33 protein-coding genes are annotated in these 24,856 nt (G+C 63.9%); 8 read left to right on the top strand and 25 right to left on the bottom strand.

The annotated features are described in order from the left end of the window. From ACYQ01_RS02310 to ACYQ01_RS02200, 23 genes are all read right to left on the bottom strand, one after another. Entirely contained in the window at positions 1-567 is a 567-nt protein-coding gene (locus tag ACYQ01_RS02310) for a hypothetical protein (protein WP_459932221.1), read from the bottom strand. Positions 568-570: 3 nt separating this feature from the next. Beyond that, the gene (locus ACYQ01_RS02305; protein WP_459932220.1) at positions 571-990 is read right to left on the bottom strand and encodes a hypothetical protein; all 420 of its coding nucleotides are present in this window, start codon (positions 988-990) and stop codon (positions 571-573) included. After that, positions 983-1,726 carry a phage tail protein I gene (locus ACYQ01_RS02300; RefSeq protein WP_459932219.1) on the bottom strand — a complete coding sequence of 248 codons (744 nt, stop codon included), beginning with the start codon at positions 1,724-1,726 and terminating at the stop codon, positions 983-985. The genes ACYQ01_RS02305 and ACYQ01_RS02300 overlap by 8 nt, the downstream gene beginning before the upstream one ends. Next, entirely contained in the window at positions 1,719-2,834 is a 1,116-nt protein-coding gene (locus ACYQ01_RS02295; RefSeq protein ID WP_459932218.1) for a baseplate assembly protein, read from the bottom strand. Before ACYQ01_RS02295 ends, ACYQ01_RS02300 begins: the two co-directional genes overlap by 8 nt. Beyond that, positions 2,812-3,195, bottom strand: coding sequence for a GPW/gp25 family protein (locus ACYQ01_RS02290; RefSeq protein ID WP_459932217.1), 384 nt, complete (start codon positions 3,193-3,195; stop codon positions 2,812-2,814). Before ACYQ01_RS02290 ends, ACYQ01_RS02295 begins: the two co-directional genes overlap by 23 nt. Continuing rightward, on the bottom strand, positions 3,192-3,728 hold the full coding sequence (locus ACYQ01_RS02285; RefSeq protein WP_459932216.1) for a phage baseplate assembly protein V: 537 nt from the start codon (positions 3,726-3,728) through the stop codon (positions 3,192-3,194). The genes ACYQ01_RS02290 and ACYQ01_RS02285 overlap by 4 nt, the downstream gene beginning before the upstream one ends. Next, complete coding sequence (locus ACYQ01_RS02280; protein WP_459932215.1) at positions 3,718-4,731, bottom strand: phage late control D family protein; 1,014 nt, start codon at positions 4,729-4,731, stop codon at positions 3,718-3,720. The genes ACYQ01_RS02285 and ACYQ01_RS02280 overlap by 11 nt, the downstream gene beginning before the upstream one ends. Continuing rightward, positions 4,719-4,934, bottom strand: a complete 216-nt coding sequence (locus ACYQ01_RS02275) for a tail protein X (RefSeq protein WP_459932214.1) — start codon at positions 4,932-4,934, stop codon at positions 4,719-4,721. Before ACYQ01_RS02275 ends, ACYQ01_RS02280 begins: the two co-directional genes overlap by 13 nt. Beyond that, on the bottom strand, positions 4,931-5,455 hold the full coding sequence (locus ACYQ01_RS02270; RefSeq protein ID WP_459932213.1) for a phage tail protein: 525 nt from the start codon (positions 5,453-5,455) through the stop codon (positions 4,931-4,933). Before ACYQ01_RS02270 ends, ACYQ01_RS02275 begins: the two co-directional genes overlap by 4 nt. Continuing rightward, on the bottom strand, positions 5,455-8,409 hold the full coding sequence (locus ACYQ01_RS02265; protein ID WP_459932212.1) for a phage tail tape measure protein: 2,955 nt from the start codon (positions 8,407-8,409) through the stop codon (positions 5,455-5,457). Before ACYQ01_RS02265 ends, ACYQ01_RS02270 begins: the two co-directional genes overlap by 1 nt. Before the next feature lie 144 nt (positions 8,410-8,553). Continuing rightward, complete coding sequence (locus ACYQ01_RS02260) at positions 8,554-8,982, bottom strand: hypothetical protein (protein WP_459932211.1); 429 nt, start codon at positions 8,980-8,982, stop codon at positions 8,554-8,556. A gap of 29 nt (positions 8,983-9,011) precedes the next feature. Continuing rightward, positions 9,012-9,536, bottom strand: a complete 525-nt coding sequence (locus tag ACYQ01_RS02255; RefSeq protein WP_459932210.1) for a phage major tail tube protein — start codon at positions 9,534-9,536, stop codon at positions 9,012-9,014. A 9-nt stretch (positions 9,537-9,545) separates the two neighbouring features. Then, positions 9,546-11,273: a phage tail sheath family protein gene (locus ACYQ01_RS02250; protein WP_459932209.1), complete on the bottom strand. Its 1,728-nt coding sequence runs from the start codon at positions 11,271-11,273 to the stop codon at positions 9,546-9,548. Further along, on the bottom strand, positions 11,274-11,549 hold the full coding sequence (locus ACYQ01_RS02245) for a hypothetical protein (RefSeq protein WP_459932208.1): 276 nt from the start codon (positions 11,547-11,549) through the stop codon (positions 11,274-11,276). A 2-nt stretch (positions 11,550-11,551) separates the two neighbouring features. Then, positions 11,552-12,049, bottom strand: coding sequence for a Gp37 family protein (locus tag ACYQ01_RS02240; RefSeq protein WP_459932207.1), 498 nt, complete (start codon positions 12,047-12,049; stop codon positions 11,552-11,554). Next, complete coding sequence (locus ACYQ01_RS02235) at positions 12,050-12,493, bottom strand: gp436 family protein (RefSeq protein WP_459932206.1); 444 nt, start codon at positions 12,491-12,493, stop codon at positions 12,050-12,052. Between the two features lie 3 nt (positions 12,494-12,496). Continuing rightward, on the bottom strand, positions 12,497-12,730 hold the full coding sequence (locus ACYQ01_RS02230) for a hypothetical protein (RefSeq protein WP_459932205.1): 234 nt from the start codon (positions 12,728-12,730) through the stop codon (positions 12,497-12,499). A 12-nt stretch (positions 12,731-12,742) separates the two neighbouring features. After that, on the bottom strand, positions 12,743-13,678 hold the full coding sequence (locus ACYQ01_RS02225) for a hypothetical protein (RefSeq protein ID WP_459932204.1): 936 nt from the start codon (positions 13,676-13,678) through the stop codon (positions 12,743-12,745). A 12-nt stretch (positions 13,679-13,690) separates the two neighbouring features. Next, positions 13,691-14,065 (bottom strand): hypothetical protein, encoded by a 375-nt coding sequence (locus ACYQ01_RS02220; protein WP_459932203.1) that lies wholly within the window; start codon positions 14,063-14,065, stop codon positions 13,691-13,693. Continuing rightward, a complete protein-coding gene (locus ACYQ01_RS02215; protein WP_459932202.1) occupies positions 14,062-15,135 on the bottom strand; it encodes a hypothetical protein in 1,074 nt (357 codons plus the stop codon). The genes ACYQ01_RS02220 and ACYQ01_RS02215 overlap by 4 nt, the downstream gene beginning before the upstream one ends. A gap of 1 nt (position 15,136) precedes the next feature. After that, on the bottom strand, positions 15,137-15,673 hold the full coding sequence (locus ACYQ01_RS02210) for a hypothetical protein (protein ID WP_459932201.1): 537 nt from the start codon (positions 15,671-15,673) through the stop codon (positions 15,137-15,139). Then, positions 15,670-15,963 (bottom strand): hypothetical protein, encoded by a 294-nt coding sequence (locus tag ACYQ01_RS02205; RefSeq protein ID WP_459932200.1) that lies wholly within the window; start codon positions 15,961-15,963, stop codon positions 15,670-15,672. Before ACYQ01_RS02205 ends, ACYQ01_RS02210 begins: the two co-directional genes overlap by 4 nt. After that, positions 15,956-16,468 carry a transglycosylase SLT domain-containing protein gene (locus ACYQ01_RS02200; protein ID WP_459932199.1) on the bottom strand — a complete coding sequence of 171 codons (513 nt, stop codon included), beginning with the start codon at positions 16,466-16,468 and terminating at the stop codon, positions 15,956-15,958. Before ACYQ01_RS02200 ends, ACYQ01_RS02205 begins: the two co-directional genes overlap by 8 nt. A 160-nt stretch (positions 16,469-16,628) precedes the next feature. On the opposite strand from ACYQ01_RS02200, the gene ACYQ01_RS02195 reads away from it, so the two are divergent. The 8 genes from ACYQ01_RS02195 (at position 16,629) to ACYQ01_RS02160 (ending at position 23,216) form a co-directional block, all read left to right on the top strand. Beyond that, the gene (locus ACYQ01_RS02195; RefSeq protein WP_459932198.1) at positions 16,629-16,931 is read left to right on the top strand and encodes a hypothetical protein; all 303 of its coding nucleotides are present in this window, start codon (positions 16,629-16,631) and stop codon (positions 16,929-16,931) included. After that, complete coding sequence (locus ACYQ01_RS02190; protein ID WP_459932197.1) at positions 16,924-17,169, top strand: hypothetical protein; 246 nt, start codon at positions 16,924-16,926, stop codon at positions 17,167-17,169. The genes ACYQ01_RS02195 and ACYQ01_RS02190 overlap by 8 nt, the downstream gene beginning before the upstream one ends. After that, positions 17,162-17,572 carry a phage terminase small subunit-related protein gene (locus tag ACYQ01_RS02185; protein WP_459932196.1) on the top strand — a complete coding sequence of 137 codons (411 nt, stop codon included), beginning with the start codon at positions 17,162-17,164 and terminating at the stop codon, positions 17,570-17,572. Before ACYQ01_RS02190 ends, ACYQ01_RS02185 begins: the two co-directional genes overlap by 8 nt. Then, positions 17,565-18,908 (top strand): phage terminase large subunit family protein, encoded by a 1,344-nt coding sequence (locus ACYQ01_RS02180; protein ID WP_459932195.1) that lies wholly within the window; start codon positions 17,565-17,567, stop codon positions 18,906-18,908. The genes ACYQ01_RS02185 and ACYQ01_RS02180 overlap by 8 nt, the downstream gene beginning before the upstream one ends. A gap of 114 nt (positions 18,909-19,022) precedes the next feature. Beyond that, the gene (locus ACYQ01_RS02175) at positions 19,023-20,558 is read left to right on the top strand and encodes a DUF935 domain-containing protein (RefSeq protein WP_459932194.1); all 1,536 of its coding nucleotides are present in this window, start codon (positions 19,023-19,025) and stop codon (positions 20,556-20,558) included. 103 nt (positions 20,559-20,661) lie between these two features. Next, on the top strand, positions 20,662-21,891 hold the full coding sequence (locus ACYQ01_RS02170; protein ID WP_459932193.1) for a phage minor head protein: 1,230 nt from the start codon (positions 20,662-20,664) through the stop codon (positions 21,889-21,891). A 139-nt stretch (positions 21,892-22,030) separates the two neighbouring features. Then, positions 22,031-22,486 (top strand): phage virion morphogenesis protein, encoded by a 456-nt coding sequence (locus tag ACYQ01_RS02165; RefSeq protein ID WP_459932192.1) that lies wholly within the window; start codon positions 22,031-22,033, stop codon positions 22,484-22,486. 283 nt (positions 22,487-22,769) lie between these two features. Continuing rightward, the gene (locus ACYQ01_RS02160) at positions 22,770-23,216 is read left to right on the top strand and encodes a hypothetical protein (RefSeq protein WP_459932191.1); all 447 of its coding nucleotides are present in this window, start codon (positions 22,770-22,772) and stop codon (positions 23,214-23,216) included. Positions 23,217-23,285: 69 nt separating this feature from the next. Here the strand turns inward: ACYQ01_RS02160 and ACYQ01_RS02155 are convergent, their stop codons facing one another. Next, complete coding sequence (locus tag ACYQ01_RS02155) at positions 23,286-23,516, bottom strand: DUF2188 domain-containing protein (protein ID WP_459932190.1); 231 nt, start codon at positions 23,514-23,516, stop codon at positions 23,286-23,288. Between the two features lie 164 nt (positions 23,517-23,680). Continuing rightward, positions 23,681-24,856, bottom strand: a complete 1,176-nt coding sequence (locus tag ACYQ01_RS02150; protein WP_459932189.1) for a helix-turn-helix domain-containing protein — start codon at positions 24,854-24,856, stop codon at positions 23,681-23,683.

The following is a 24,856-nucleotide window of genomic DNA, read 5'->3' as shown; positions in this document are numbered from 1 at the left end:
TTAATACAGTACAGAGGCGTCGTAGCCCTTGGACTCGGCCCAGGCTTCCAGGTTGGAAAGACGCGCGTTGAGGTCCATGTTGCTGGTCATCACGGCCATCAGCGAGGCCGCGTAGCTCATAGCCAGGGTGGCCGGATTGCCGTTGGTGCGCTCGTCGAACGTGATCATGTCGGCCGTGATGGCCGTGGCCCCGGCCGGTATCATGATCGTGGCCAGCACCACATGGTGGTCCGCCGGGGTGGTCACGGCCTGAAGGCTTGTCACCGTGTCCTGGTTGGGGGCGTACAAGGCCTCCAGCACGATAAAGACCGTACCGCCCGCCCGGCCGGTCAGATCGACGGTGTCCTCGCCGGACTGCCTGACCGTCAGGCTGTAGCCGTCGCGGTCCACCAGGGCCACGGAGTCGGGATAATCGGGATCGTCCCCCGGCCAAACCCGCACCAGCATCCCGCCGGGGGCGTCGACTTCGTAGCCCCACACCACGCCGGCCGGCAGCACGCCCGCGAATTTGCGGTTGAGGCCGGCGGAGACGTATTGCTCGGCCCATCGGATGTCAGGAGTCAGCATGCGTCATCCCTCCGTGGGAAAATCAATGAATGGCCTGGCCGTGTAGTCGCTGTCCGGAGTGATCCACGTCGGCAGTCGCAGGCCGACGGCCACCAGGTCGTCGTCCTGGTCATAGAGGCCGATACAGCTGTATTTGGTGGCCACGGGCACGCTGCCGGCCGGCACAGGGCAGACAAACAACGCCCGGCCCTCCGACGCGGCGGGGGTGGGCGCGCCCTCGAAAAATACGCCCGGCAGGGTGTCCAGGTCGTCGGGTATGGCCTGCAACGCGGGCGTGTCGCCGGACTCGTCGACGAGCCCATACCCCAGGCGAAATTTCGTGATCTTGGGACAAGGAATCTGGTCGCAGATGCTGCGCGCCATCTTGTAGCCGAGCATGGGCAGCGTCTTGGTGCGCTTCCAGACTTCGACCGTGTCAGACATGGGTCACCTCCAGGGGCATATCGAGGGGGGCGAAATCGGCTGGGATCTGGTCGAATCGGGGGTGGGCGTCGAGCCCCAGCCGTTCGACGGTCGGCAGGGCCACGGCGAAGCCGAACGGCTCGGCCTGGTCCTCGGTGAGCCCCAGCGAGCCCAGGTCCGCCGCGCGCACGTCGGCCGCCACCACGTCGTAGCAGTCCGCCAGCGACAGCCTGAAGCCGAACGGCTCGGCCAAATCGACGGTCAGGCCGGACGTGACCGGAGCGGCCGACTGCGCCCGTTCGAACACGTCGACCCGGTCCAGCCAGGACCGGGTGTTTTTCAGTCGGTCGATCAGGTCGAGGATGACGGCGCGCTGGCTGTCCTCCCAGACCCGATCCCACAAGAGCGAAACCCGGAAATAATAGGGATCGCCGCCGTATTCGAACCACTCGGATATCGTCCCCTGGGCGCCCAGCAGGGGAAATATCCGCTCCATGCCGTAGCGCGTGCCCTTGTAGCGGTGGGCGTCGTAACAGGCCTGGATCATGGTGATTTTGGCCTCGCGCGTGGTGGCGCGGTCCCAGAAATCGATATGATGCTCCCAGGCGAGGTACTCCAGCACCAGGTCGGTCTGGCGCTCGACCAGACTGACCAGCACGGCGGCCACGTCCAGGGCGTCATAGCGGTCCAGGAGCTGGTTAATAGCCCGAGTGACCGCGTCGTCGATCCCCGGCGGAACGAGGCGCAGGTCAGGCATCGTAGCCCTCCAGGGCGACCGTGACGCCTGTGCATTGCGCCCACTGGCTGGCGGTCAGCCGCGTCGAGGTCGCCGGGCTGGTCAGGCTCACGTCGTGCACCCCGTCCACGGCCGCCGTGGCGACAATCCGCGAAGTGATGATGTCCTGGCCGAGGGAACCAGCCCAGGTCGCGGCCAGTGCGGTAAGCGCCGTGGCCGCCGCCGTCCGGGTCGCCTCGGCCGGGGCGTCCGGCTCCAGGGTCAGGGTCACCGCGATGGCGTAGGGCACGGCCTCGGGGGCCGCCACCATGACCTGGTCCGTCAGCGGCCGGATCTCCTTTCGGTTGAGCACGGCGGCCACGGCGGACAAATGCGTGGTTGTGGGCAGCCCGTCGGCCATGAGCGGATAGACCGCCACCACGCCGGGCGACGGGGACAGGATGGCCACGTCGACGATGGACTGGTGGGCGCTCATGGCCCAAAACAGATAGGCGTCATCCGGGCCGGCGCTGGACCAGCCCTCGGGAGCCAGGCGCGTGCGCTCGCGCAGCCGTTCGTCGTCCTCGTCCGCCGCGCCGCCCTGGGTGGCGTCCAGGTTGGTCACGCTCACGCCGTCCAGGGCGGTGACCAGCGTGGCCACTTCGCCGGGCAGGTAGCCGTTGCCGGCCTCGCCGGCCGTGACCGCCTGGGCCGTCACGTCAACCGAAGCCTGCCCGGCCAGGATGAGCGCTTCGGCGGTCGTAGCGAAGACGAGCCCGTCCTTGCTGGCCACCTGGACGCCGGACGCAATGACGGTCGCGTCCGGACGGACGGCGGCCAAAGAAAAGCGCAAAGTGGTCGTGGCCGGTTGCGCCGCGAGGCGGGTCACGCCGAAAAAGGCGGCCTTGTGGTCGAGCAACGCCCCGGAGGCGTAGGCCAACAGGTTTTGCAACGCGGCCGACTGGATGCCGACGCGCAGCAGCTGCTCCCGGTAGGCCACCATGTCGATTTCCAGGCGTTCGGGCTGGGCGGGATAGAGCGTGCGCCCTGTGGACGCCTCGAAGGCCGCGATCATTTCGGCGGTGATGGCCTCGGCGTCGCGGTCGATGAAACTGGGCTCGGCCAGGTTACTGAGGCTTGCTGAGCGCATAGCTCACCTCCGTGACGGATTGGGCCGTCCCCAGGACCACGGTCCAGGCGATGGAGAGCGCGACCGTCGAATACGCCACGGACGTCGTGATGGCCGTGACTTCGGCTCGGGGCTCCCAGGCGGCCAGGGCGTCCGTGGCTTCGCGCACGATGTGGGCCAGGGACTCGGACACCGGATAGTCCAGATAGCGCCAGGCGTCGCAGCCGAACGTCGGCCGGTGCGGCACGGACCCTTTGGGCGTGCCCAGGATGATGCGCATGGCTTGGTCGATGTCGTCCAGGTCGGTCGCCACCGAGCCGTACGCGCCGACCTGACGGGACCAGTCGGCGGCGGTGATGGTGCTGACGGAGGTGATGCTCATGCGGACTCCACAGGCGGGATGGCGGCCGGTTCGTAGGGGCGTGTGGACGCTCTTGGCGTCCAGTAGACAATCCCGTGTGCTGCCCGTATGTTTAGTACGGCCCGGCAATCGATGTCCGCTGCGTCATGCAGTACAATTGTTGTCGCCCCTTGAATCTCGACGCACCCTTCCTTTCCTATGGTTATGCGCGCCTGACCGTCCGGCAGGGAGACTGTCAGACGATGGGCGTTGCGGTCATATTCAAATATCGCCCCGTCTTTGAACGTCAGATGACGCTTGTCCGCGCTGTCCGCCGGCGCCGGATCGGCGGCTGAATAGATGGCCCCGAGCACCACGCCCTCTTCGGTGTGTTCGTCCACGTGGCAGGCCACATGCTCGCCGGCCTCGGGCATGTGGTAGTCGCGGTCCCCGAGGGTCTTGCGCTGCACCACGGCCAGCCAGTACGAGGCGACGCCCTCGTTGTCGTCGTACTGCACGCGCACCCGGCAATTGGCCGGGTCCGCCTCGGTGACAACCCCGAACTTAAGCGGCATCGTCGGCCTCCTCGTATCCTCGCTTGATGGTGATTTCCGTGGCGTAGCCGGAGCTGCGGTCCATGCTGTGGCGCGACGAATCGATCAGCCACACGCCGTCGAAGCGGCCGAATCCGGCCAGGGACACGGTGTTGCCGGCCAGCAGGCGCGGGTCGCCTTCGGTTGTGATCGTTCCCTCGAACTTGGCGTCGTTCTGCTTTTCGAGTTCAGCTTCGGATTGAAGCTTGGCCTGCTGGGCGTTTTCGCACCGACGGGTGATCTTGCGGGTGTCGGCCGTGGCCACGCCCTTGGCCCCGGCGGTATGGGTATGGCAGGTCTTGGTCTTGGGATCGTGGTAGGAGCACTCGCAGGCCTTGTAGGCGGCCAGGGACTTGTCCCGCAGGCTGTAGCTGGCCACGCCGCCGGCCCGGTTGAGAGTCAAGACCGGCGTGGCGGCGCGCAGCTTGGAATACTTCGAGAAAACCAGCCTGTCGCCCTTGACTGAAAAGACGTAGCCGTAGTCCCCGGCCAGGCGTTTGAGGAAGCCCAGGTCCGGCTCCTGGTTTTGGGTGACGCGGGCAAGCGCCACGTCGGCGATGTCGCCGACCAGGCTGTAGCCGTGGCGCTCGGCCACGCTCCGGGCGATGCCGGCCAGAGTCGTGCCCTCGTAGGCCTGGGACCGCTTGGTCCGCTGGGCCTGTTTGATGCCGCTGGCCAGAGCCCGGATGTGCATGGTGTCCGGCGGTCCGGCCAGCTCGATTTCTTCAATTTCGAAATCGCCGCACGGCGCGAGCCCTTCACCCCGATACCCCATGCTGGCCGACAGCCGCATTCCCTGGACCGGATACCAGCCAGACCGCCAAACGCCGGACGGATCGCAGAGCGTCAGGTCCAGTTCGTCCGAGGCGTCCTTGATGTGGTCGGTGTAGGTCACGGACAGCACGTAGTCGGTGATGGACGAGCTGATGTCCTTGCCGCCGATCACGATGACCCACTGCGGGGCGCGTACGGCTACCGCTTCCATGGCGGCAGATCCTCGCTGGCGATGGCCGTTGACGACGTGATGACCGGTATGAGCAGGCGCTGGCCGGCGGTGAGCACCGGAGCCATGGCCACGTGCGGGTTGGCGGCCAGGATGCGTTCATAGGCGTACGGATCGGCGTAGTAGCGCCAAGCCAGCAGGTCCCAGCGGTCGCCGTCGGCCACGGTGTGGATGATGTAGCTCATGGCCGGCGCAAAAGGGTGCGGAGCGTCGAATCGTCAATCGTCGTGATCGAGGAGACGCCCGTGGTTATGAGGGAGGACAACGCGTTCACCGCGCCAAAGGGGCTGACGCCATTCATGGCCACGGCCTCTCCCGTGGGCGCGGCGACCTGGCCGATCCATTCGCGCAGCTCCAGACTGGCGGTCATGGCCACGGTGCCCCCGGTGGGGTCCGTCGCCTGGGTCTGCTCGCGGATGGACAACACGGTGTAGCGCCCGAGGTATTCGCCCGCGCCCAGCGACAGCGGCAACGCCTTATGCTCGCCGGCCGCCGTGCGTATGGCCCGCATGACCATGTCCGGGTCGCAATACGCGCTGTGCAGGCGGATTTCCCAGGTCCGCTTCCGCAGTCCGTCCCCGACCCATTGCACCTTGGGCTTGCCCTCGATGACCTTGTGCTCGGCGTACTCGTGGGCCGTGGTCAGGTCGGCCTGTTCGGGCGCCCGCAAAAGCTCGAAGCGTATGTCACCAAACGTGGCCCACATCAGTATTGTCTCCGGGCGTTGCGGGCCATGACCCGCTCGATAAGCGCGACCAACTCGTGCTCGTGGGCCTTGAGCGCGGCCATGATGTCGTCCTTGTTTCCGCCGCCCTGTACGTGGACGGTCGGGGCGTAGTGAATGGTCACGCCGGCCCCGGCAGCGCCGCCGGATGCGCCGACTTTGCCAGCTCGACCCGAGGCCAGGGGACGCGGCGGCTTGGCCGCCTGGCCCGCCGTCAGGGGGCGAGGCATGGACGGTGCGGCCGGGATCGGCCGGGACGCGGCCGCCGCCACCCCGGCGTGCTTGCGCAGGATGGCCTGCAAACGGGGATCTTGCCATTTGGGATCGGCCATGCGTTCGGCGGCCTTGGCGGCCACGGCGGGACGAACAGCGTCGGCCGCTTGCCGCACGGCCTTGGACGCGGCCGGGATCGATGAAGACGTGGCCGCCGCCACCCCGGAGTGCTTGCGCAAGATGGCCTGCAAACGGGGATCTTGCCATTTGGGGTCGCTCATGCGTTCGGTCGCCTTTGCGGCCACGGTGGCTGCGGCGGGCACGGGCGAAGGGACGGCCAAGGCGTCGGCGTGCTGGAGCGGAGCCAGGGCGAGCAAGCCAGCCGCCGCTGCTGCGGAGGCGGCCCGCACCAACGGATCGGGCCGCATGGTCGCGGCTATGGACTCGATAATGTGGATGTTGGGGATTTCCCTGAAGGGTCCCGTCTTGGCCGGGGACCGGGGAAAATGGTCCATGACCTTGCCGGCGAACTGGCCCACCCAATTGAGAATGCCGCCCGAGACCTTTTTCATGCCCTCCCACAAAGAGGTCATGATCTTCGCCCCGGCCGTGACCATGTCGGCGGCGAGATTGATGATGAGCGAGGCGATCTTGGCCCCGATCTGGACGACACCCATGACGACGCTGGCGGTGAACTTTCCGACCGCCTTGCCGAACGATTCCGTTTTCGCCTGGCCCGCATCGAAACCGCCCAGAATGGACTTGATGAGGGACCAGACCTTCTCGCCGGTCGACAGGCCGAAGTCGAGAAAGGCCTTGGCGGCCGCGCCGACGGCTTGCAGAGCCGGAACGACATGGCTGCTGACGCTGCTGATAACGGGTTCCAGTCCGGCGAAACCGCTTTTCAAGCCGTCCCAAAAGCCGCCCGCGAATCCGACGGCAAAGTCTTTGAGCACGCCCGCAAACTTGCCGACGCCGGCCGCGATGTCGAGAAAGAGCGTCTTGGCGCGCTGGAAAATCGGTTCAAGCGGTTTGAACCATTCGCCGAGCTTGGCGAAGGCCTGGCCGCCCAACGCTTGGACCCTGGCGAAGGCGTCGCCCAACGCCTTGCCGAAGTTCTGTCCAAATGTCTGGATGCCGTGAAGCTGTCCGGCCGTATGTTTGGCGGGCGAGAGCCAGTCCCAAAAGGCCTTGGCCTTTTGGACCACCTTGTCAAAGACGCCGCCCAGCCAGTCGAACGCCGGGCGCAAAGGAGCGAGCCCCTCCGTGAACCCCTGCCAGAAGCCCGAGAAAAACGCTTGGATTGGCTCCCAATACTTGTAGATGAGCAAGGCCCCGGCCGCCACGGCCGCCACGACCAAGGTAACCGGCGAAAACACCGCCGCCACCGCGCCGGCCAGAACGGCAAATCCGCTGGCCACCGCCCCGGCCACAATGCCAAGCCCGCCCAGAACAACCAGCAGACCGCCCACGGCCAGGGCTCCGAGCCCGAGCCACTTGACCAGCTCCTGGTTCTGCGAGGCCCATTCCATCATGGGGCCGCCCACAAAGTCGTTGACCGCCTTGATGTAGGGATAGAGCGAGGTGACCATGGGGCCGCCCATGGCCGCCCAGAAATTTTCGATGGTGCCGGTGAGGGCCTCCCAAGTGTTCTTGGCGGACTTGTTGACCGCGTCGATGCGCTGCATGAGATCGGCCTGGCGATCCATGCGCCCCATGTACTCTTTCAGGCCGGCGACGCCCCCCTCGGAGAGTATGGAGGCCACCCGACCACCTTCCATCCCGAAGATCTTGTTCATGACGTTCAATTTTTCGTGCTCGGACAGCACCTTGAGCTTTTCCAGTTCGCCAACCATCTTCTCCAGGCCGACGAACTTGCCGGCCTGGTCGAAGAACCGCATGTGGATGCCGGCCTGTTCGAGGTCGGCGTTGACCTCGCGCATGATCTTGGAGTTGCGGCCGAGCTTTTGCTCCATCTGGCCGATGTTATTGAGCATGGATGAAAAGTTCGTGCCGAACACCGACCCTTCCATCCCCTTTTGGCGAGCCATGCCCTGCATGGCCAAAAACATCTTGGTGTTTTCGATGCCGGTCAGCTTGAGGTTGTTCAGCGTCGCGCCGGCGTATTGGGCCGCGTATTTGATCTCGTCGGGGTTGAGGCCGAAGGCGAACTTTGCCCTTTGCGTAAGGTCGGCCATCTTGGTCAGCTCGCTTTCCGCAAGCCCGAAGGCTTCGCGGAACTTGGCCACCATTTCGGCGGCCCCGGCCTGGGGCAGCTTCAAAATGACGCCGAGGTACGAGGCCGCCTTGAGCCCGCCGCCCACGACGGTTTCCAGGGCCGTGCCGTTTTCGATCAGCGCCCGGGCGGAATTGACGAAATCGGCCGTGGTCCCCGGCAAGACGTTGCCCAGCTCGACGGCCTGGCGATTGATTTCCTCGAACTGGGGCGGAATGCGCCCCAGGTTGTCCATCATGGCCACGCGCAGGTTGGTGGAGGCCTCGTCCAAGTCGGCGAACGCGCTGACCGGCGTCTTCAGGGCCGACAGCACGGCGTGCCCCATCAACGAAGCCTTGGTTCCCATCTCGGTCATCTTGGCCGAGACTTCAGAAATTTTGTGTTGGAGCTTGTCGAACCCCTGGGTGGTCTTGCTGATCGCGCCGCCGAGCACCCCGCTCATCTTGTCGATGGCGGTCAAGACGATTCCGACCTGCAAAAGGTTCATCGGGGCTCCCTGTGCGGGGGCGGGACGCGCCCGCCCACCGCTAATCAACCGTGTTCATCTCGTTGTGATATTCCACAGCCTCGCGGCACCAGCGGGCCAGCTCGGCCGGGTCCATGTCCATCAGCTCGTCGTGGCTCCAGCCGGTCACGGCCGCGAGATGGAGGACAGAGCGGGCGTCGACGGCAAAAAATCGTCGCCCGCCGCCTCGCCGACCGCGCCGATCAGCTTCATGACGTCGGCCAGGGGCATGTCCAGCACGTCTTCCAGCACCTTTTTCTCGCCGTCGAACGTGCAGAGGTTGGCCACCAGGCCGTACATGACCAGGTGGGTGTCCTGTCCGGCCGCGCGCTGGGCGGCCAGCAGGTCGCGGCCCTTGCCCGGCCGCATGACGGCTGTCGCGCCCGAGGGCAGCGCGATCTCCTTGCGTCCGCCGGGGAGCGGGCTGGCGAGGACTTCTTCCAGCAGTTGTTCAGGGGCTTTGCCCGCGTTTTCAAGGTCGACCGAATCGCCGGCCCCGGAAACGACCTGGTCAGGATTCTGGGCCTGGGACTCTTCACTGTTCTGTTCAGGCATGACGTTCTCCTTGTACATGTTGCTGGATGTTACGCGCCGATGTTGGCGCGGTAGTTGGCCAGCATGTCGACGCCTTGAATCTTCATGATGTTGCTCATGGCGTCGATCTCGTAGAGGTCCACGCCGTTGTGGGTGCATTTGACGTACGTCGCGGCGAACTTTGTCGGAAACTCCGCCGGGGAATGCGTCTTGTAGTCGCCGAAGTTATGTTCCTTGAACGATCCGCGCAGATGCACGACCACGGGAACCTCTTCGGTGCGGCCGGCGTCGGTCCAGGTTTCAAGCGATCCGCGCACCTGCAAGGCGATGGCAGCGAACGGATTGACCACCTTGACGATGACCTCGGGATAGAAAGAGGCCCATTTGAAGTCGGCCTCCATCTTGTCCACGCCGCTGAACAGCTCGACTTTGCCGATCATGCCGAGCGCCTTGTGCTCGGTCATGACGCTCTTGATGGCCGGGACCTTGGCCTCTTCGCATCGCCCCAACATGGACGTGCCGTCCATGTAGACGTTGCAGTTGGCCAAACGGTTGACTTGCAGCATGGTGGCCATGCGCGCTCCTTATGTTGTGGCGGCCGCAACGGTGTTGGCCGAAGCGTTGAGCGCCGACAGGTAGTTGATGTTGACGCGCGATTCGAACGTGATGCGCTCGGCCGGAGGCGGAGGCATAAAGTCGTAACAGAAGACGATGTGTCCGGCCGCAAGCTGTGTCGCCTCGTTCTTGCCCTTGTCGTACCAGCAACGCCCGTCCAATACGGCCCCGCGCGCGACAAGCGTGCGCAGGAAGCTGTTGACGGACTCTGTCACCGCGTCGATGAAGGCGTTGTTGATGGGCCGATCGATGAATTGCAGCATGCTGTATTCGATGGACTCGGCGATCACGTCGGCCACGCGTCGGATGTTGATGAAGTTCTTCGGGTTGGTGACCGTGGGCCAGGCGGCCGAGCGGTTGCCCCAGGTGCGAAAGCCTGTGCCGTAGGCGTTGAAGATGGTGGTGATACCCACCTCGTTGAGGCAGTTGACCTCTGAGTTAGGGTCGTTGACCCCGGCCGTGAGCAGGATCTCCATGCCGGAAATGCCCTGGAGCTCGCGGTTGGAGGGACTCCACCAGTAGCCTTCGTCCTGGTCGCGGGCCGCCTGGGCTCCGGCCAGGCGCGGCGAATAGGGCTGCAACACCGTGGTGTCGCTGGCCGTGTCGTAGACCGTGCAGTGCGGGTAACAGAGCACGGTGCGCGCGGAGCTCGTGTTGAAATTGATGCTCCCGGAGGAGCCGCGTCCCTCCAGGGCCTGCTGGAAGGTTGTCCCGACCGGGGCGTCCGCGAAACAGATCGCGCGCAGGGATTCGGCCAGGACGTCCAGCTCGGCCCGCACGGCCGTCAGCGGCGAATAGCCCGGAGCGATGAGCAGCTTCGGCACGTAGCCGAATTTCGACCGGCAATCCTTCCAGGCCTGCATGCCGAGGCGCTGGCCGGCCGTGTTGGTCCAGCCGATGATCTCGGACGGCAACACCTTGGACGGATCGGCGTAGCTGAAGGACAGCTTGACCGTGGCCCCGGCGGCGATGCCGCCCGTGGACAGCCTGGTGATGACGCCCTCGATGGGCTCGACCGTGTAGTCGACGCCCAGAACGTAGGTGGTCGCGCCGTCGGCCGACTTGACCGCCACGTTGGAAACGCCCGGCTTGCCGCAGAGCAGCGCGCCGTCATCGTCGAACATGGCCGCGCCCTCGGGCCAGTCGGACGTGTGGCTGTTGGTGTAGGCGTAGGACACGGACACCGTGGCCAGGGCCGGTATGGCGCCCTCGTCCAGGCGCGTGACGACGCCCGTGGCGTTCTCCACTTCGTAGTCGACGCCGGACACGTAGGTATGCGTCAGCGCGGTGTTTTTGACCATGACGCCGGAGATGTCCTCACGGCCGAGGTTGATGGCGCCATCGGCGGCGAAGGTCCATTCGGCGGCCGGCACGTCGATGACGCGCTCGCCGCCCTCGGGGTCGAAGACGTTGACCACGATGACCGCGCCGGCTCCGGCCCCGTTGGTCTGCTGGTCGAAGATGGCGTCCAGGGCCTGAGGGATGGTGTAGCCGTCCCTGGCCGTGCCGAAGTATTTGGCGGCGGCGGTGTCGGACAGGATCAAGATGGGTTCGTTCGTGGTCCGATAGTCCGCGTCGACTTCGAAAACGGGCGCGGTGCCCACCAGACCGATAATGGCCGTCTTGATCAGCCGGATGCTGACGGCCCCGTCGTCGACCTCGGTTGTCTCGACGCCGTGCAGGTAGTTCGCGGCCATTTAGTCCTCCGTGGCGGCCGAGGCGGTCTCGACAGTCGAAGCGGAGGCCGGTTCGGTCGGCTCGGTGGCGGGCGAAATCGGCTCGGATTGGACCTCGACCGGCCCCAGGCAAGTCAGCAGCTTCTTGGTTATCAGCGTCCGGACGTAGGCGTTGTCGTCCGGCAGCACGACTTCGGCCCCGGGAGACAGCCGCACGTCGCGGCCTTTGGGGTGGGCCGCGTCAGCCGGCAGGCTGACGGCCGAGCACGGGCCGGTGTAGCGATACCGTTGATCCATGATTATCCTCCGACAGTGATGGGCGCGTCTCCATCGAGACCGCCCTGCAGGGTGATTTGGGCGGCGGCCAAGGCCACGGCCACGTCGTCCGGGAACACAGTCTGGGACACCCAGGGCACATCGGCGGCGTAGACGGCCAGGTAGGTCCACACCCCCGAACTGACATCCTCGAACTGCTCGCGAACGGGGTAGAACCGCGCGCCGCGCAGGTCTTGCCCGGCCAGGGCGGCGCGGATGGTCTCCAGCACGGCGTAGGCCCCGCTATGATCGCGCAGGCTGCGCACCTTGACCACGAGCTGGTATTCGAGACGACGCTTTTGGATGTTGCCGGCCAAAACGAACGGATCGGGCAGGCGGCTGCCGGCGTAGCCGACCAATACGGCCCCAACTTGGTTCCCCAGACGATAGGCGTCCGGCTTGTCCGGGAAGGACTCAACCCGCAGATCCGGCAGGGCCGCAGCCAGAAGGGCCACCATGTCCCGTTCGATTTCCGCGATCATTTAGAACCGCCCCAAAGTGTCTTCGCCGAAAACGCGGCGGCGGTCGTTGACCCGCGCCGTGCCGGCGTGCGGCGCGGGCTCGGGCTGTCCGGCGGCCACGCCGAGGGTGACGTGGCCGGCCTGAATCTCGCGCAAAAGCTTGAGCGCCCGGTCGTGGGCTTTTTCCAGATTCTTGGGCGGCTCGCCCTTGCCCTCGGGGCGGCGTCCCCACAGGGCATACGCCACCAGATCGGCCGCGATCTCGCGCACCAGGCCCGGCGCGGGATCAAGCGGCAGCACGTAGCGGCCGCGCAGGTGGCCGTCCACGATCTCGCCGGCCGCCGCGATCTCCGCGTCGAGCACGGCGGCGTCCACCGCTTCGGGCGGCACGCGGTCGTCGGTGAGGTCGACGAGGATCGGCAGCGTCAACCGCCGCTCCAGATCGGCCTGGACGCAATAGGCCATGACCTACTTGCCCTCCTTGGCCTTGGCCGCCTTGGTTTCGGCTTCGGCCGTCTTGGGGTCGGCTGCGGGTTTGGTATCGTCCAGGGCCGTCGGGGCGGCGGGCGCGGGTTCCTCCACGGCCACGGCCGCACCCGAGTCGATCAGGGCCTTGGCGGCCGGTTCGGCCAGGTCGACGAGCGCCCCCGGGGCCAACGTCTTCGCGTTGTGCAGCACGGCGTGGAGCAGCTTGATTTTCATGGTCATGTCTCCCTATGCGGCCACGTTTTGCAGGAAAAAGGCGGCGTCCGGGCAGGTGATCAGCTCGCAGACGGACTCGCCGGCGCGCACCTTGGTGCCGCCCCGCAAGCCGATTTCTTTGGTTTCCCAGGCCCCGGCAATGGGCTGGCCAAAGGGAACGGTCATGCCGAAGGTGACGTCGCGCTGGGGCGCGGCCTGCTGGTTGCGATAGATCAGCGAGAGGTGCTTGCCCCAGCAACGGGACAGCGCGGCGGCTTGGCCCTTGCGGGCCGTGTTGACGAAAGCCTCGCCCACCACCACCTCGTCCAGTTCGAAGAGGTCGGCCACGTCCTGGCGTCGGGCGATGCCGGACTGGCCGGCGTTGCGCAGGCAGGCGGACACGATCTCGGGATGGCGCGACAGCACCGACCAGGCCGGACGGCCGATGACCATGGTGTTGGGCCGCACCACGCAGGCGTCCAACGCGTCGGAAATGGTCTGAATGGGATGACTGTTTGCCGTGTCCGAAAACTGGCTGGTCCCGGACAGGGTCAACTTGTTGGCCGTCGGGTAGGTGGCCGGGTTGAACACCGCTCCGGCCACGCGCACTTCGCGATCCAGGGCCAGCAGGTTCATAATGTATTCGGTGCTCATCGCCCGAGGATCGACGCCCGGAGGGGCGTTGGCGAGGTCCTTGGCGGGGATCGAATCTTCCAGGCCGTAATCCTGCGTGTGGCCGGTCTTTTCCTCGGCATTGAATTCGACCTGGTTGACCTTGCCGCGCCGGCCGACCTTGGTGTCCGGCAGGGTGAACCCCTGGGCGAGGCTGTAGGCGAAATACAAGAATTCCTCGGTGCTCACGGGCGTGACCCGGGGCAAAACCAGGTCGGCGATCATCTGCCGGTTGCGGTAGGCGATGGCGATCCCGGTCAACTCCGGGATAATGGGAAACGGCGCTTTAACGGCCATGAAACCCTCCTGTTAGCCCTGGACCCGGATCGGGGTGAGCAGGGAGTCGATGATGTCGCCGGCGGCCGCGGCGGATTGCAGGACCACGCCGCCCACGCGGGCGTTGACCCCGGCGGCCGGGGAGGCCGTGACCGCGACTCCGGCGTTGCTGGCGGTAAAATACTCGCCGTAGGCGATGGGACCGCCGGCCACGATCTCGGCGATGCCGGTGTGAATGACGTCCACGCGGTCGCCGTCCGCCGCGTCCAGGCGTTCGGAAACGCCGATGATGGCGTCGGTGGACGCCGTGGCCACGGCCACGGTTCCGTCGGCAGTCCCCGCTTTCACGAGAGCCCGGGCCGGAATGTCGCCCTGGGCCACGTAGGTTTTGGTCAGTCCGGGATTCATTTGCCGCCCTCCTGTTCGCGCAGCACCTCGGCCTGGGCCTCGGCGAAGCTCATGAAGCGCCCGGCCTTCTCGGCCGCGTCGACCTTGTCGCGTATCTTGACGGCCAGGGTGGTGATGTCGAGACCGCCGGGCTTGCCCACGGCGCGGCCGTGGGTGGCGAACTCGCCGAACTCCACCTGGACCGGCAGCGACTCCAGGAAGGCCTTGAACACGTCGGAAGCGGGCCTTTTCACGGTCTTGTCGCCTTCGGCGAAGTCCATGTCGCCGGCCCCGTCGAGCTTTTCCATGAAGCTCACGACCAACCCGCGCTGGTATTCGGTGAGTCGGCCCCTGTCCGCCAGGCCCTCGCAGAAGACCGCGATCTCGGCCCGGCGTCCTGTCGCCACGGTGGCGTCCACGCGGTTGGCCAGGGCCTGGTTGGCAGCCTTGAGGTCCGCGATTTGTTTGTCCTTGGCGGTCAGGGCCTCGCTGAACTCGGCCATCTTCGCGGTCAGGGCCGCCACCTGAACGGCCGTCTCGTCCTTGTCGCCCTTCATGGGCTCCTCCTTGAAGGCCGGACTGCCGGCCTGTTTGTCGCCGCGTCCCGGAGCGAGCATCCCCAGGAAGGCTTCGGCGAACCGGGTGAGCACGGACTTTTCGGGGTCCGAGGCGTCCTCGCCGAATTCGAACGTGGAGGCCTCGCCTTCGTTGAATTGCACGTCCTTGAGCCCCTTGAGGGCCGGCGGCACGGCCCCCAGAAAGCCGACGTGGCGCAGGCTTCCGTCCGGGTAGAGGGAAATTGAACGCTTCTTGAACCGCCCGACCTTGACCAGATCGGCGAACTCCGGCGCGACGTCCTTGAAATCGGCCTTGAGCGAGCCGCCTTCGCGATAGACGCGGGCCACCCAGCCGTAGGCCGGGGCGTTGGACTCCGGGTGGCCGATGACCAGCGGGGCCTCGTGCCCGGCCGGGTCATAGGCCGCTATCTTGTCGAGGTCGGCCTCGCTGAACGTGTGCCGGCGGCCTGCGCTATCCACGTGGTCGCCCGCGCGAAAGACCTCGACACCCTTGAACGGGTCGGTAGTGGCCATGTCAGTCGGCCTCCTTGCTGTAGGGGGCGAGCCGCCAGGGCGCGGGCAGAAGCGCCCGCAGCTCGCCAGGAGAAATCACGTTGATCTGCGGCGCGATGACGCCGTGCTTGGCCAGCACGTAGGCCACGGCCTGGGAACAGACGGGCCGGGACATGACATTGCGGACCTTGCGCCAGGCCAGGGCCAAGAGCGTCCGGTAGCCGTAGCGGACATGCGCGCCGCACAGCTTGAGCGCCGTGGCCTTGATCGCCCAACCCACGTCCGCCGGGACCTCGATGGGATGGATCAAGATATCGCCGTTGAAGTTGTCGAAACGCTGGCTCGCCTTATTCGGTTCGACGCCAAGTTCCATGGCCTCCACCAACAAAATGGTTCCATAGACGTTGATCCCAAGCGAACTGTGCGATCCGCCGGCCTTGAAGCGCCGGATGGTCCGCGAAAGCGGATCATTGCCCAGCCAGGTGACCACGAACACGTCGAGCTCCGGCCGAAGCCGCTCGTAGGGGATGACGCCCAGTTCGTCGGGGTAGGCGTTCATTGACCGCCTCCCTGTTTGGGCTCGCTGTCCACAATGGCCTGGGCGGCCACGTAGACGGCGGCCACGGCCGCTATGCAGACCTGGGCCGTCGGGGGCAGGCTCAATCCAAGGGGATTTTGGGCGGCCAGCACCGCGATAGCGCCCAGGGCGGTCCACAGTTTGCGGCTTTTGAGCTTGCTGTCGGCCTTGGCCAGGATCGGGGCGACCAGAGGAGCCAAAGCCGCGCCGACAGCCTGCCCGGCCTGGGACGGGGTGGCCGCCTGTTTGGCCAACGTCGAGCCATCATCCATGACTCACCTCCGTGCTCGGCCAGACGCCGCCGGGAATGTGGGACAACACCTCGGCCGGGTAGTTGTTCGCGACGTCGTAGGCATGGCCCGGCCCCCCGTTGTAGGCCCGGACCACGACTTCCCAGCCGCCCGTGGCCAGAAACCGGTCGCGCAGGCGCGCCAGGTAGGCGCACCCCCACTCCACCCCGACCTCGGGGACGCACAGCTCGGGAAACCAGCCGCGAAAGCCGATGTTCCTGGCCGTTTCGCCCATGATCTGCATCGGCCCCCAACTGATGGCCCGGCACACGCGCTCGGTATCGACCGAGCAGCCGCGCGGCACGAAATTCATGGGTTTTCCGTCAAGATAGCGCCGGAAAAAACCCGGCTCATAACGCAGGGCGTAGGTATTGGTGGTCGACTCCTGGAGTACGACGGCCCGCACTATCGCCGCCGTGAGGCCGCACTTCCTGGCCTTTTCGACGATCACCATGTCCAGTTCAGGCTTGATGCCCGCATTCGGCATGTTCGCACCTCCCTTGTGCAGCTGGGACGATACGTCCCGGACTCAGGAGGCACGGTAGTCGGACGCGGCGAAGGCGTCCTCTGCATCATGCAGCGGACAAGATATGTTCAGGTATGTAGTGCGGGGACTGCGTGAAAAATCGACGGAAGCGAGGGACAACGTGACGGAAACGCAGATTTTCTTGGAGCTCGTCAAAAACGTCGGTTTCCCGGCGATGATCTTCGCGGTCTGGTACCTGTACCACCGCTCGCAGGTCAAGGCCGGGGAATTGCGCGAGACGTCGCAAACCAAGACGTTCGAAACCCAAATACAGACCATGAACGAGCACGAGGTCCGCATGTTCCAGTTGCTCAACGGACAGCTTGAAGCGCTGCAATGTCTTGTCGGGCAAGTCGCCCGCGTCGAATCGAAGATCGACAGCAACCAGCATTGCCCCATCGTGCGGAAGGAAAGCCATGCGTGAAGAAATCATGAAAGCAAAGGGCCGGCTGGCCGAATATCGGCGCAAACGCGGGGAATGCTCCCTGGAGGCCAAGGGCCTTATCGCGCTCTTGCGAAGCGTTCTCGATCCGTTCGAACCCGACGTCGGACGTCTGCGCGTGCCCGAGGCCCGGGCCAACATGGACCGACTGGCCGCCGTGCACGAAGAAATCCGAGAACTGGACGCCCGCATCGCCGAGCTGGAGGCCGACCTTGGCTAAGGAGCAACTCCACGGCCTGGAGGCGGAACGCCTCTACGTCATCGAGCAATGCCCCCTGTCCGACATCGCCGACCGCCTGGGGGTCTCCGCGCGCACCCTGCAAACCTGGAAGGCCAAGGGCGACTGGGACGCCAAGCGCCGGGCCTATTTGGGCAGCCGGCAGTCCTTTCATGAGGAGCTCTACGAGTTCGGCCGCGAGATGCTGGCCTCCATCCGCCGGGACCTGGCCGCCGGCCAGGAAATTCCGCCGGGCCGGCTCTACGCCCTCATGCGGCTTCTGCCCAACCTGGTGCGCGTGCAGGACTACGAGCAGGCCGCCAAGGTCACGCCCGAAAAAGCCGCCCCCATCACCCCCGAAGAGCTGGCCGCCATCATCGACCGGCAGCTTTGCGGCAATGTCTGAGAACCCGCATTTTCTGCCCTACCAGGTCCGATGGCTGGACGATCAGTCCCGCATCAAGATCTGGGAGAAGTCGCGGCGCATCGGCGCGACCTATGTGCAATCGTACGAAGACGTGCGCGATTGTGTTCGAGGCGTGGTTCCTTCTGTTTGGTTTTCATCGGCCGACGAATCGGCGGCCAAGGAATACATTCAATACTGCGAAAAGTGGGTCAAGCTCTTCAATTCCGTGGCCAAAGGCCTGGAAACCATCGAAGTAGTGGACGAACGCAACATCAAGGTCTACGCCATCGATTTCACCGCCGGCCCTCGCATCAACGCACTGTCGTCAAATCCCAAAGCTTTCCGGTCCAAAGGCGGCAAAGTCGTTCTGGACGAGTACGCCTTTCACGATGACCCGGACAAAATGTGGGCCGCCGCCAGGCCTTGCATCACCTGGGGTTTTCCGCTCCGCATCCTGTCCACCTACAACGGCCGCTCCGGCCGGTACTACCGGTTCGTGACAGACGTCAAAAAGAACAAGCTCAACTGGAGCCTGCACTCGACGCCCATCCAACTGGCGGTCGCCGAGGGGTTGGCCGACCACATTCTGGGCCGCGCGCTTTCCGAAGCGGAGCGCGCCGCATGGCTTGAAGAAGAGCGCGCCAGCGCCGGCGACGACGACACCTGGCTTCAGGAGTATTGCTGCTTTCCTGTTGACGCCTCGGCCGCCTTTCTCACCTACGAGATGATCGCCAAGTGCGAGCGCGGGGACATCGTCTGGGACCTGGCCGACACCCAGGGCGACCTGTTCGCCGGCGTGGACATCGGCCGCAAGAAGGACCTCACCGTCATCTGGGTGGTGGAGCGCATCGCCGACGTCAAGGTCACACGTCTCCTGCTCGTGCTGGAGCGCACGCCCTTCAAGGCCCAGCGCCAGGCGCTGTTTTCCGTTCTGGCCCACCCGAGGCTGCGCCGGGCCTGCATCGACAACACCGGCCTGGGCATGCAGCTGGCCGAAGAGGCCCAGGACGCCTTCGGCAAGTTCAAGGTGGAGGCGGTCACCTTCAGCGGCCCGGTCAAGGAGCAGCTCGCCTACGGTCTGCGCACCGCCATGGAGGACGTGGCCCTGCTGGTGCCGGCCGAACACGAGGTGCGCGAGGACCTGCACAGCGTGCGCCGGGCCACCACGGCGGCCGGCAACGTGCGCTTCGACGTGGCCGCCAGCGAGGCCAAGGGCCATGCGGACCGGTTCTGGGCCGCCGCCCTGGCCGTGCATGCGGCCGGCGCGCCCGCCGGGCCGATAACCGTGGTTTCCAGGGGGCGGCGCGAGACCTCCGACTGGACGGATCGCTATTGACGCGCCCCTGTGCGTGTTCTGGCCGGCGAACGGACAGAATACCCCGGGCGGCTCATAGAATGAAATTTGAACGGTGTTTGAACGCTTTGAACCCTATTTGACGAGGTCAACCCCATGGGCCGACGCGGCATCTGGTCTTCCCCCTTTGACTTTCGCCCCATCGACCAGGGGCCGGGGTCGCTCTACGAAGAGGTCGCCACACGGGAGCGCAGCCCGGATTTCTTCAGCCTGGCCATGTCGCTGCCCGACCCGGACCCGGTGCTTCGCAAACTTGGCAAGGACATTCGGGTCTACCGGGAGCTCCTGGGGGATTCGCGAGTCGGTCCCTGCGTCGAAAGTCGAAAAGCCGCCGTCATCTCGCTCGAATGGGCCATCGACCGGGGGAAGGCCCCGGCCGTGCAGGCGAAATTCATCGAACGGTGTTTCAAACGGTTGGACATCGACCGTATCATCCGCGAAATCCTGAACAGTCCCTTGTTTGGCTATCAGCCCCTGGAAGTTCTCTGGAAACGCGGAGGGTCAAGCGACGTCCCCGTCGACGTCGTGGGCAAGCCGCCCGAGTGGTTCGTTTTCGCCCCGGAGGACAATTCCCTGCGGCTGCGCACCCGGTCGAACCTGATCCAGGGCGAAGCGCTGCCCGAAAAGAAATTCCTTCTCGCCAGGTACAACGCCACCTACGACAACCCCTACGGCGAGCGCGTGCTTTCGCGCTGCTTCTGGCCGGTCACGTTCAAGAAAGGCGGCATGAAATTCTGGGTGCGCATGGCCGAAAAGTTCGGTTCACCCTATCTCTGGGGACGCCATCCCCGGGGTGCGGAGCAAAAGGAGATCGACGAACTGGCCGACACCCTGGAAGCCGCCATTCAGGACGCGGTCATCGTCACCCCGGACGACTCTTCTGTACAGATTCTGGAAGCGACAGCCAAGGCCGCCAGTTCGCAGCTCTACCGGGACCTCAAGGCCACCTGTGACGAAGACATCGCCATCGCCATTCTGGGGCAGAACCTGACCACCAGCGTGTCCGGCGGCTCCCGGGCCGCCGCCGAGGTGCACGAGCGGGTGCGCCACGAGATCAAGGATGGTGACAAGCATATCGTGCGCGAGGTCTTCGCCACGTTCATCGACTGGATCTGCGAGCTGAACTTCGGCCCGGGCGAGCGGCCGGCGTTCGAACTCTACGAGGAAGAGGAGGTCGACCAGAAGCTGGCCACCCGGGACAAGACCTTGAGCGACACCGGCCAGGTGAAGTTCACCAAGCGCTATTTCATACGGGCCTACGACCTGGCGGAAGAGGACTTCGACGTAGCGGCCGACGCCCCCGCGCCGAGCAACGAATCCCCGGCCGCCGACGCCCCGGCGACCGACTTCGCCCAGGCCCCGGGCGCGGCCGCCTCGCCGGCCGTAGACCCCATGGACGCCCTGTCCGCCGTTCTTACGCCCGAGACCCTGCAAGGCCTGGCCGGCAAGCTGCTCGCCCCGGTGCTCGACCTGGTGGAGTCCGCCGCCTCGGCCGAAGCCGTGGCCGAGCGCCTGCACGGGGTCTACCCGGACATGGACGACGCCACCTTCACCGACCTGCTCACGCGGGCGATCTTCATCGCCTCGGTCTGGGGGCGGCTGTCTGCCCAGACCGAAGGCGAGGAGGCGTAGGCCATGCCGGCGCTCTTGTTCATGATCGCGGGGATCGCCCTCATCACGGACCACCCCGGCATCGCCCTTTTCGCCGTGTGCGGCATGATACTGGCGGCCTGACATGCCCGCCCCGCCCGACCTCGCCTTCGCCATCGGCCTGCCCCCCGAGCGAGCCATCGCCTACTTCAAGGCCAAGGGCTACGAGATCACCTTCGACTGGCACGAGCTGCAAGCCGGGGCGCAGGCCAAAGCCTTCACCGTGGCCAAGTGCGTCAAACTCGACGTGCTCAAAGACATCCGCGACGCCCTGCAAAAGGCCCTCGACGAAGGCTCCACGTTGCGCCAGTTCCAGAAGGACCTGACGCCCACCCTCAAGGCCAAGGGCTGGTGGGGCAAGCAGGAGGCGGTCGACCCGCGCACCGGGGAGGTCCGCACGGTCCAGCTCGGCAGCCCCTGGCGCTTGAAGACCATCTTCGAGACCAACATGGCCACGGCCTACGCGGCCAGTCGTTATCAAGAGCAAATCGAAAACGCCGAGGACCAGCCGTACTGGACGTACGTGGCCGTCATGGACGCCCGCACCCGCCCGGCCCACGCGGCGCTGAACGGCAAGACCCTGCGCTACGACGATCCGTTCTGGTCCTCGTTCTACCCGCCCAACGGCTGGAACTGCCGCTGCCGGGTGCGGGCCTTGAGCGGCGAACGCGTGGAACGCAAAGGGATCAAGGTCGAATCGTCGAAAGGCCGCGTCACGCACGAGGACGTGCCTGTCTCGCGCGACGGCCGTACGGCCCGCATGGCCATCTACAACGACGGCGACGTGCGCATGCAGACCGATCCCGGCTGGGCCTACAATCCGGGCAAGGGCTGGCTGAACCGGAAGCTGACCGCGTCTTTGGACGCCGCCCCGCGCGATGCAGCCAACTATGCCCTGCGCGAAATGATGCGGTCGGACGGGTTCAAGCGCTTTCTGCAAAAGCCCGAGGGCGATTGGCCCGTGATGCGTCTGTCGAAACAGGCGGCCCGCGCGATCAAGGCCAAGACCGAAGTGGCCGTTCTTTCGTCCGAGTCCGCGGCCAAGAATATCGATCACCACCCGGAGCTGACGCCCCAGGACTACCAGCGCCTGCCGGAGATCGGCGCGAAGCCGGACCTGGTCATCCAGGTGGACGGACGCAAGATGGTTCTGGCCCGCAAGGAGACGCGCTGGTTCATGGCCGCAGTCAAGGCCGACGCCTCGGGGGAAAACGTCTACGTCACCTCGTTTCGCAAGACCAACGAGAAGGACGTGGCCTCGCTCAAACGTCGCGGGAAGGTTTTATGGGAAAGCTGGGAAAGCTGGGTAGAATAGAAACGGCGGTCGGCGGGGCCTCCCGGGAACCCCGCATGGCGCTCCGGGCGCAAGCCCGTGCTACGGCTGGGAGAATGGCACCGTGTCGCGACCGCCTACCAGCATTGTTTAATCATTCGCATCCCAGGAGGCAAGCGCCATGAGCGACATGCTTCATATCCGCATCGAGTCCGAAATAATGACCGCCGCCCTGCGTCGCCTGGCGGCCAGCGCCCGCGACCGGACCCCGGCCATGCGCAAGGCGGCCGGCATCATGGCCGACGCGGTGGAAGAGAACTTCGACGAGGAAGGCCGGCCCAAGTGGAAGAGCCTGGCCGCCGCCACCGTCAGGCAACGCACGAAGGAACGGAGCTGGCCGGGAAAGATTCTGCAACGCTCCGGCAACCTGGCCCGCTCCATCACGAGACACTACGACGCCGACAGCGCGATCGTCGGCACGAACACGATCTACGCCGCCATCCAAAACTTCGGCGGCAAGGGCGGACGAGGGCAAAAGGTCCAGATTCCGGCCCGCGAGTTCCTGCACCTGGAGCCGGAGGATGAAGAGGACATCGAGAGGAGCTTTGCCCGGTTTTTGGGGGAGGCGGCGGAATAAGGCATGGTTTTGTGTGACGTATTGGGATTGTCGTGACATGTTGACAATCCATCGCGGCCAAGGCAAATATAAACACGGACTAGACCAGACAGGCTGCCCCGCCTGAACCATGGCCTTCAGGGCTTGCCTTCATAAGCGGAAAAGGCTTGCACTGAAGAAACGAAGTAAACACTTTATTCAATTGAATATTTTGGTCATTTATTTTTTGATCGCATGATAACCCATCCTGCATTCCATAAGTACCTGATATTTTTTAGTATTTTTTGGATATGCAGGAGTCTTCATGAAACTGTGGACCGGAAACCACTGCGATGTTCTGTCGTGCCCTTGTGAGCTCATCCGTCCGGACACGCTCAATCACTTCTCAAAGGTACCCACATGTGATTGGGTAATGCCGCTGTCGGAACAGGCGGCCTATTCGTTCAATATCAAGGCCAAGTTGGCCATTCTGTCGGTTGACTATTTGTTCAAGAACCTTATGCGACACGGTGACCTGCCTCCCGAGAGCTACCAACTCCTCCAGAAGGTCTGCAAGAAGCCGGACGTGATCATCAAGGCGGAGGCCAGGGGGCGTCTGATTTTGGTCTCACTACCGAACTTGCTGATGGTCGTCGTCAAGGTCGACGTCTCGCAAGGTAAAGCTTTCATCATATCCTTCCGCAGAACAAAGCCGAAAGACATCGCCCGGCTCAAACGTAACGGGGAGGTCATTTTGGGCGACGGAGGGTAGAAGCGTCTGTCGACTACGGAAAAAGGCTAACGAGATGGGCGGCCCGAAGGCCGCCCTAATTTGCCTCAACTACCCTTGTGGCGGATAGGGGTCATTGCCATACGTTCTTTCGTCTCGGAAGCGACTGTCAGCACCTTGGATGCGAACAGAGGTATTGCCATGGGCGATCCCACGCTCCCTTGCGGTTTCAATGGCTTCCGCCTGGGTGTTATGATGTGTGGAGACTCGAGACGCCCCTTCACGTCTGACAGCCCAGCCGTCACCATGAGTCACAACATAGAGGTTTTGCCGTTTTGCCATAGCCTTTCACCACCCTTTGTGGAGCCATGGACTTGACAGGGTGCGATGAACATCGCACAGAAAGAGCGGTACGACCTGCCTGTCAAGGGCTGCTGACCCCTACCTGAATTTAGCAGCCAGTATGCAAACCCCTCGGCGTTGCAGCGTCGGGGGGTTTCTTTCAATCACTCTTTAACTAAACGTAATCTTGGCTTCTGTCCCTCTGCCGTCTGCTTATAACTGCGGAAAAACTGCATTTTAAGTCCAGTGATAGACATGATGTCCTTCTCGCTAAGGCTAAGGGCTTCTTTAATAGAGTCGCTGTCTTGAATGCCTTCGCTGACTAGCATTTGTAATGAATCTGTAACATAATTTGGCTCTTCGAGGGGGAATTCGTCATCCAGCGGCTCAAGGGTAGACCAACCGCGCCTATTATATTGCATATACATAAGCCGCCGCCTGTCTTCCCCAATTAAATTGGCACGGTAGCATCTCTCAATCTGTGCTTTTACTGATACTTTCCAGACTTGCTTGACAGCAAGAAACGCATCAAGACTTGGATACGAGATACTCTTAAAGTATGTTGTTGACGGAAGGAGCAAACACCCGGCAAACAAGAAAACTTGTCTTTCCATTATTTTGTGTTCATCTCGGTTCTCTGGAAAATGATTCTTGTGCAATATCAGATGACCTAGCTCATGAGCCAAGTTCATCCTGTCGCGACATAGCGTTGTGCGACGACCAGAAAGGACAATAACTGGATTTTTACCATTATCCATCCATGTGGAAAATCCATCCAAATCTTCCGTTTCAAGCTCAGGCCCTGACATGCGGAACACTAGGATTCCATTATTTTGCAGCAGCCATGTCATGTTTGAGATTGGGCCATCTTTTAGTCCAAAGTCACGACGTACATTGGTCGCAATTGTTTCGATTTCTTTGTCTGAAATAGACTTTGGAGACCTGCCACGTCCATAATCAGGAAGATTCACAACCTGAGGATCAAAGAACTCATCAAGATAGTCAATAAGATCTTGAATCCAATGAAGCCTACATGTTGCTTGGTCTCTATCGGCCTGGGAGGCTCTTGCAAGAGACCTAAAGTGAATAGCATGAGTGTCTCTTTGCCTTGTTGGCTTATAGAAGTACCCCCTAGGGAAACCTAGTTTGTTAGCGATGACAATCAAATTGTCTTCACGTGGTGACTGTCGACCAGACTCGTAATTGCTGATCGATTGCCTATGCAATCCAGTTATACTTGCAAGGCCTGTCTGGGAAAGACCTCTTGCCATTCTTGCCTCAACAAGGCGCTCTGGAATAAAGCCGCTTGGTTGGCGAGGACGACGATTTATAGCGCTCAT

This window comes from Fundidesulfovibrio butyratiphilus (assembly GCF_054657235.1).
This window is presented reverse-complemented; position numbering and strand designations above follow the sequence as displayed.

What these genes read in the sequence shown, in the direction of transcription:
- ACYQ01_RS02240 (WP_459932207.1), bottom strand. Translation starts at nt 12,049, where the DNA reads ATGATCGCGGAAATCGAACGGGACATGGTGGCCCTTCTGGCTGCGGCC.
- ACYQ01_RS02150 (WP_459932189.1), bottom strand. Translation starts at nt 24,856, where the DNA reads ATGAGCGCTATAAATCGTCGTCCTCGCCAACCAAGCGGCTTTATTCCA.
- ACYQ01_RS02245 (WP_459932208.1), bottom strand. Translation starts at nt 11,549, where the DNA reads ATGGATCAACGGTATCGCTACACCGGCCCGTGCTCGGCCGTCAGCCTG.
- ACYQ01_RS02160 (WP_459932191.1), top strand. Translation starts at nt 22,770, where the DNA reads ATGAAACTGTGGACCGGAAACCACTGCGATGTTCTGTCGTGCCCTTGT.
- ACYQ01_RS02300 (WP_459932219.1), bottom strand. Translation starts at nt 1,726, where the DNA reads ATGCCTGACCTGCGCCTCGTTCCGCCGGGGATCGACGACGCGGTCACT.
- ACYQ01_RS02175 (WP_459932194.1), top strand. Translation starts at nt 19,023, where the DNA reads ATGGGCCGACGCGGCATCTGGTCTTCCCCCTTTGACTTTCGCCCCATC.
- ACYQ01_RS02280 (WP_459932215.1), bottom strand. Translation starts at nt 4,731, where the DNA reads ATGGAAGCGGTAGCCGTACGCGCCCCGCAGTGGGTCATCGTGATCGGC.
- ACYQ01_RS02230 (WP_459932205.1), bottom strand. Translation starts at nt 12,730, where the DNA reads ATGAAAATCAAGCTGCTCCACGCCGTGCTGCACAACGCGAAGACGTTG.
- ACYQ01_RS02260 (WP_459932211.1), bottom strand. Translation starts at nt 8,982, where the DNA reads ATGCCTGAACAGAACAGTGAAGAGTCCCAGGCCCAGAATCCTGACCAG.
- ACYQ01_RS02165 (WP_459932192.1), top strand. Translation starts at nt 22,031, where the DNA reads ATGAGCGACATGCTTCATATCCGCATCGAGTCCGAAATAATGACCGCC.
- ACYQ01_RS02170 (WP_459932193.1), top strand. Translation starts at nt 20,662, where the DNA reads ATGCCCGCCCCGCCCGACCTCGCCTTCGCCATCGGCCTGCCCCCCGAG.
- ACYQ01_RS02310 (WP_459932221.1), bottom strand. Translation starts at nt 567, where the DNA reads ATGCTGACTCCTGACATCCGATGGGCCGAGCAATACGTCTCCGCCGGC.
- ACYQ01_RS02305 (WP_459932220.1), bottom strand. Translation starts at nt 990, where the DNA reads ATGTCTGACACGGTCGAAGTCTGGAAGCGCACCAAGACGCTGCCCATG.
- ACYQ01_RS02265 (WP_459932212.1), bottom strand. Translation starts at nt 8,409, where the DNA reads ATGAACCTTTTGCAGGTCGGAATCGTCTTGACCGCCATCGACAAGATG.
- ACYQ01_RS02190 (WP_459932197.1), top strand. Translation starts at nt 16,924, where the DNA reads ATGCGTGAAGAAATCATGAAAGCAAAGGGCCGGCTGGCCGAATATCGG.
- ACYQ01_RS02205 (WP_459932200.1), bottom strand. Translation starts at nt 15,963, where the DNA reads ATGGATGATGGCTCGACGTTGGCCAAACAGGCGGCCACCCCGTCCCAG.
- ACYQ01_RS02295 (WP_459932218.1), bottom strand. Translation starts at nt 2,834, where the DNA reads ATGCGCTCAGCAAGCCTCAGTAACCTGGCCGAGCCCAGTTTCATCGAC.
- ACYQ01_RS02250 (WP_459932209.1), bottom strand. Translation starts at nt 11,273, where the DNA reads ATGGCCGCGAACTACCTGCACGGCGTCGAGACAACCGAGGTCGACGAC.
- ACYQ01_RS02210 (WP_459932201.1), bottom strand. Translation starts at nt 15,673, where the DNA reads ATGAACGCCTACCCCGACGAACTGGGCGTCATCCCCTACGAGCGGCTT.
- ACYQ01_RS02270 (WP_459932213.1), bottom strand. Translation starts at nt 5,455, where the DNA reads ATGTGGGCCACGTTTGGTGACATACGCTTCGAGCTTTTGCGGGCGCCC.
- ACYQ01_RS02155 (WP_459932190.1), bottom strand. Translation starts at nt 23,516, where the DNA reads ATGGCAAAACGGCAAAACCTCTATGTTGTGACTCATGGTGACGGCTGG.
- ACYQ01_RS02200 (WP_459932199.1), bottom strand. Translation starts at nt 16,468, where the DNA reads ATGCCGAATGCGGGCATCAAGCCTGAACTGGACATGGTGATCGTCGAA.
- ACYQ01_RS02180 (WP_459932195.1), top strand. Translation starts at nt 17,565, where the DNA reads ATGTCTGAGAACCCGCATTTTCTGCCCTACCAGGTCCGATGGCTGGAC.
- ACYQ01_RS02275 (WP_459932214.1), bottom strand. Translation starts at nt 4,934, where the DNA reads ATGAGCTACATCATCCACACCGTGGCCGACGGCGACCGCTGGGACCTG.
- ACYQ01_RS02285 (WP_459932216.1), bottom strand. Translation starts at nt 3,728, where the DNA reads ATGCCGCTTAAGTTCGGGGTTGTCACCGAGGCGGACCCGGCCAATTGC.
- ACYQ01_RS02215 (WP_459932202.1), bottom strand. Translation starts at nt 15,135, where the DNA reads ATGGCCACTACCGACCCGTTCAAGGGTGTCGAGGTCTTTCGCGCGGGC.
- ACYQ01_RS02255 (WP_459932210.1), bottom strand. Translation starts at nt 9,536, where the DNA reads ATGGCCACCATGCTGCAAGTCAACCGTTTGGCCAACTGCAACGTCTAC.
- ACYQ01_RS02225 (WP_459932204.1), bottom strand. Translation starts at nt 13,678, where the DNA reads ATGGCCGTTAAAGCGCCGTTTCCCATTATCCCGGAGTTGACCGGGATC.
- ACYQ01_RS02235 (WP_459932206.1), bottom strand. Translation starts at nt 12,493, where the DNA reads ATGGCCTATTGCGTCCAGGCCGATCTGGAGCGGCGGTTGACGCTGCCG.
- ACYQ01_RS02290 (WP_459932217.1), bottom strand. Translation starts at nt 3,195, where the DNA reads ATGAGCATCACCTCCGTCAGCACCATCACCGCCGCCGACTGGTCCCGT.
- ACYQ01_RS02220 (WP_459932203.1), bottom strand. Translation starts at nt 14,065, where the DNA reads ATGAATCCCGGACTGACCAAAACCTACGTGGCCCAGGGCGACATTCCG.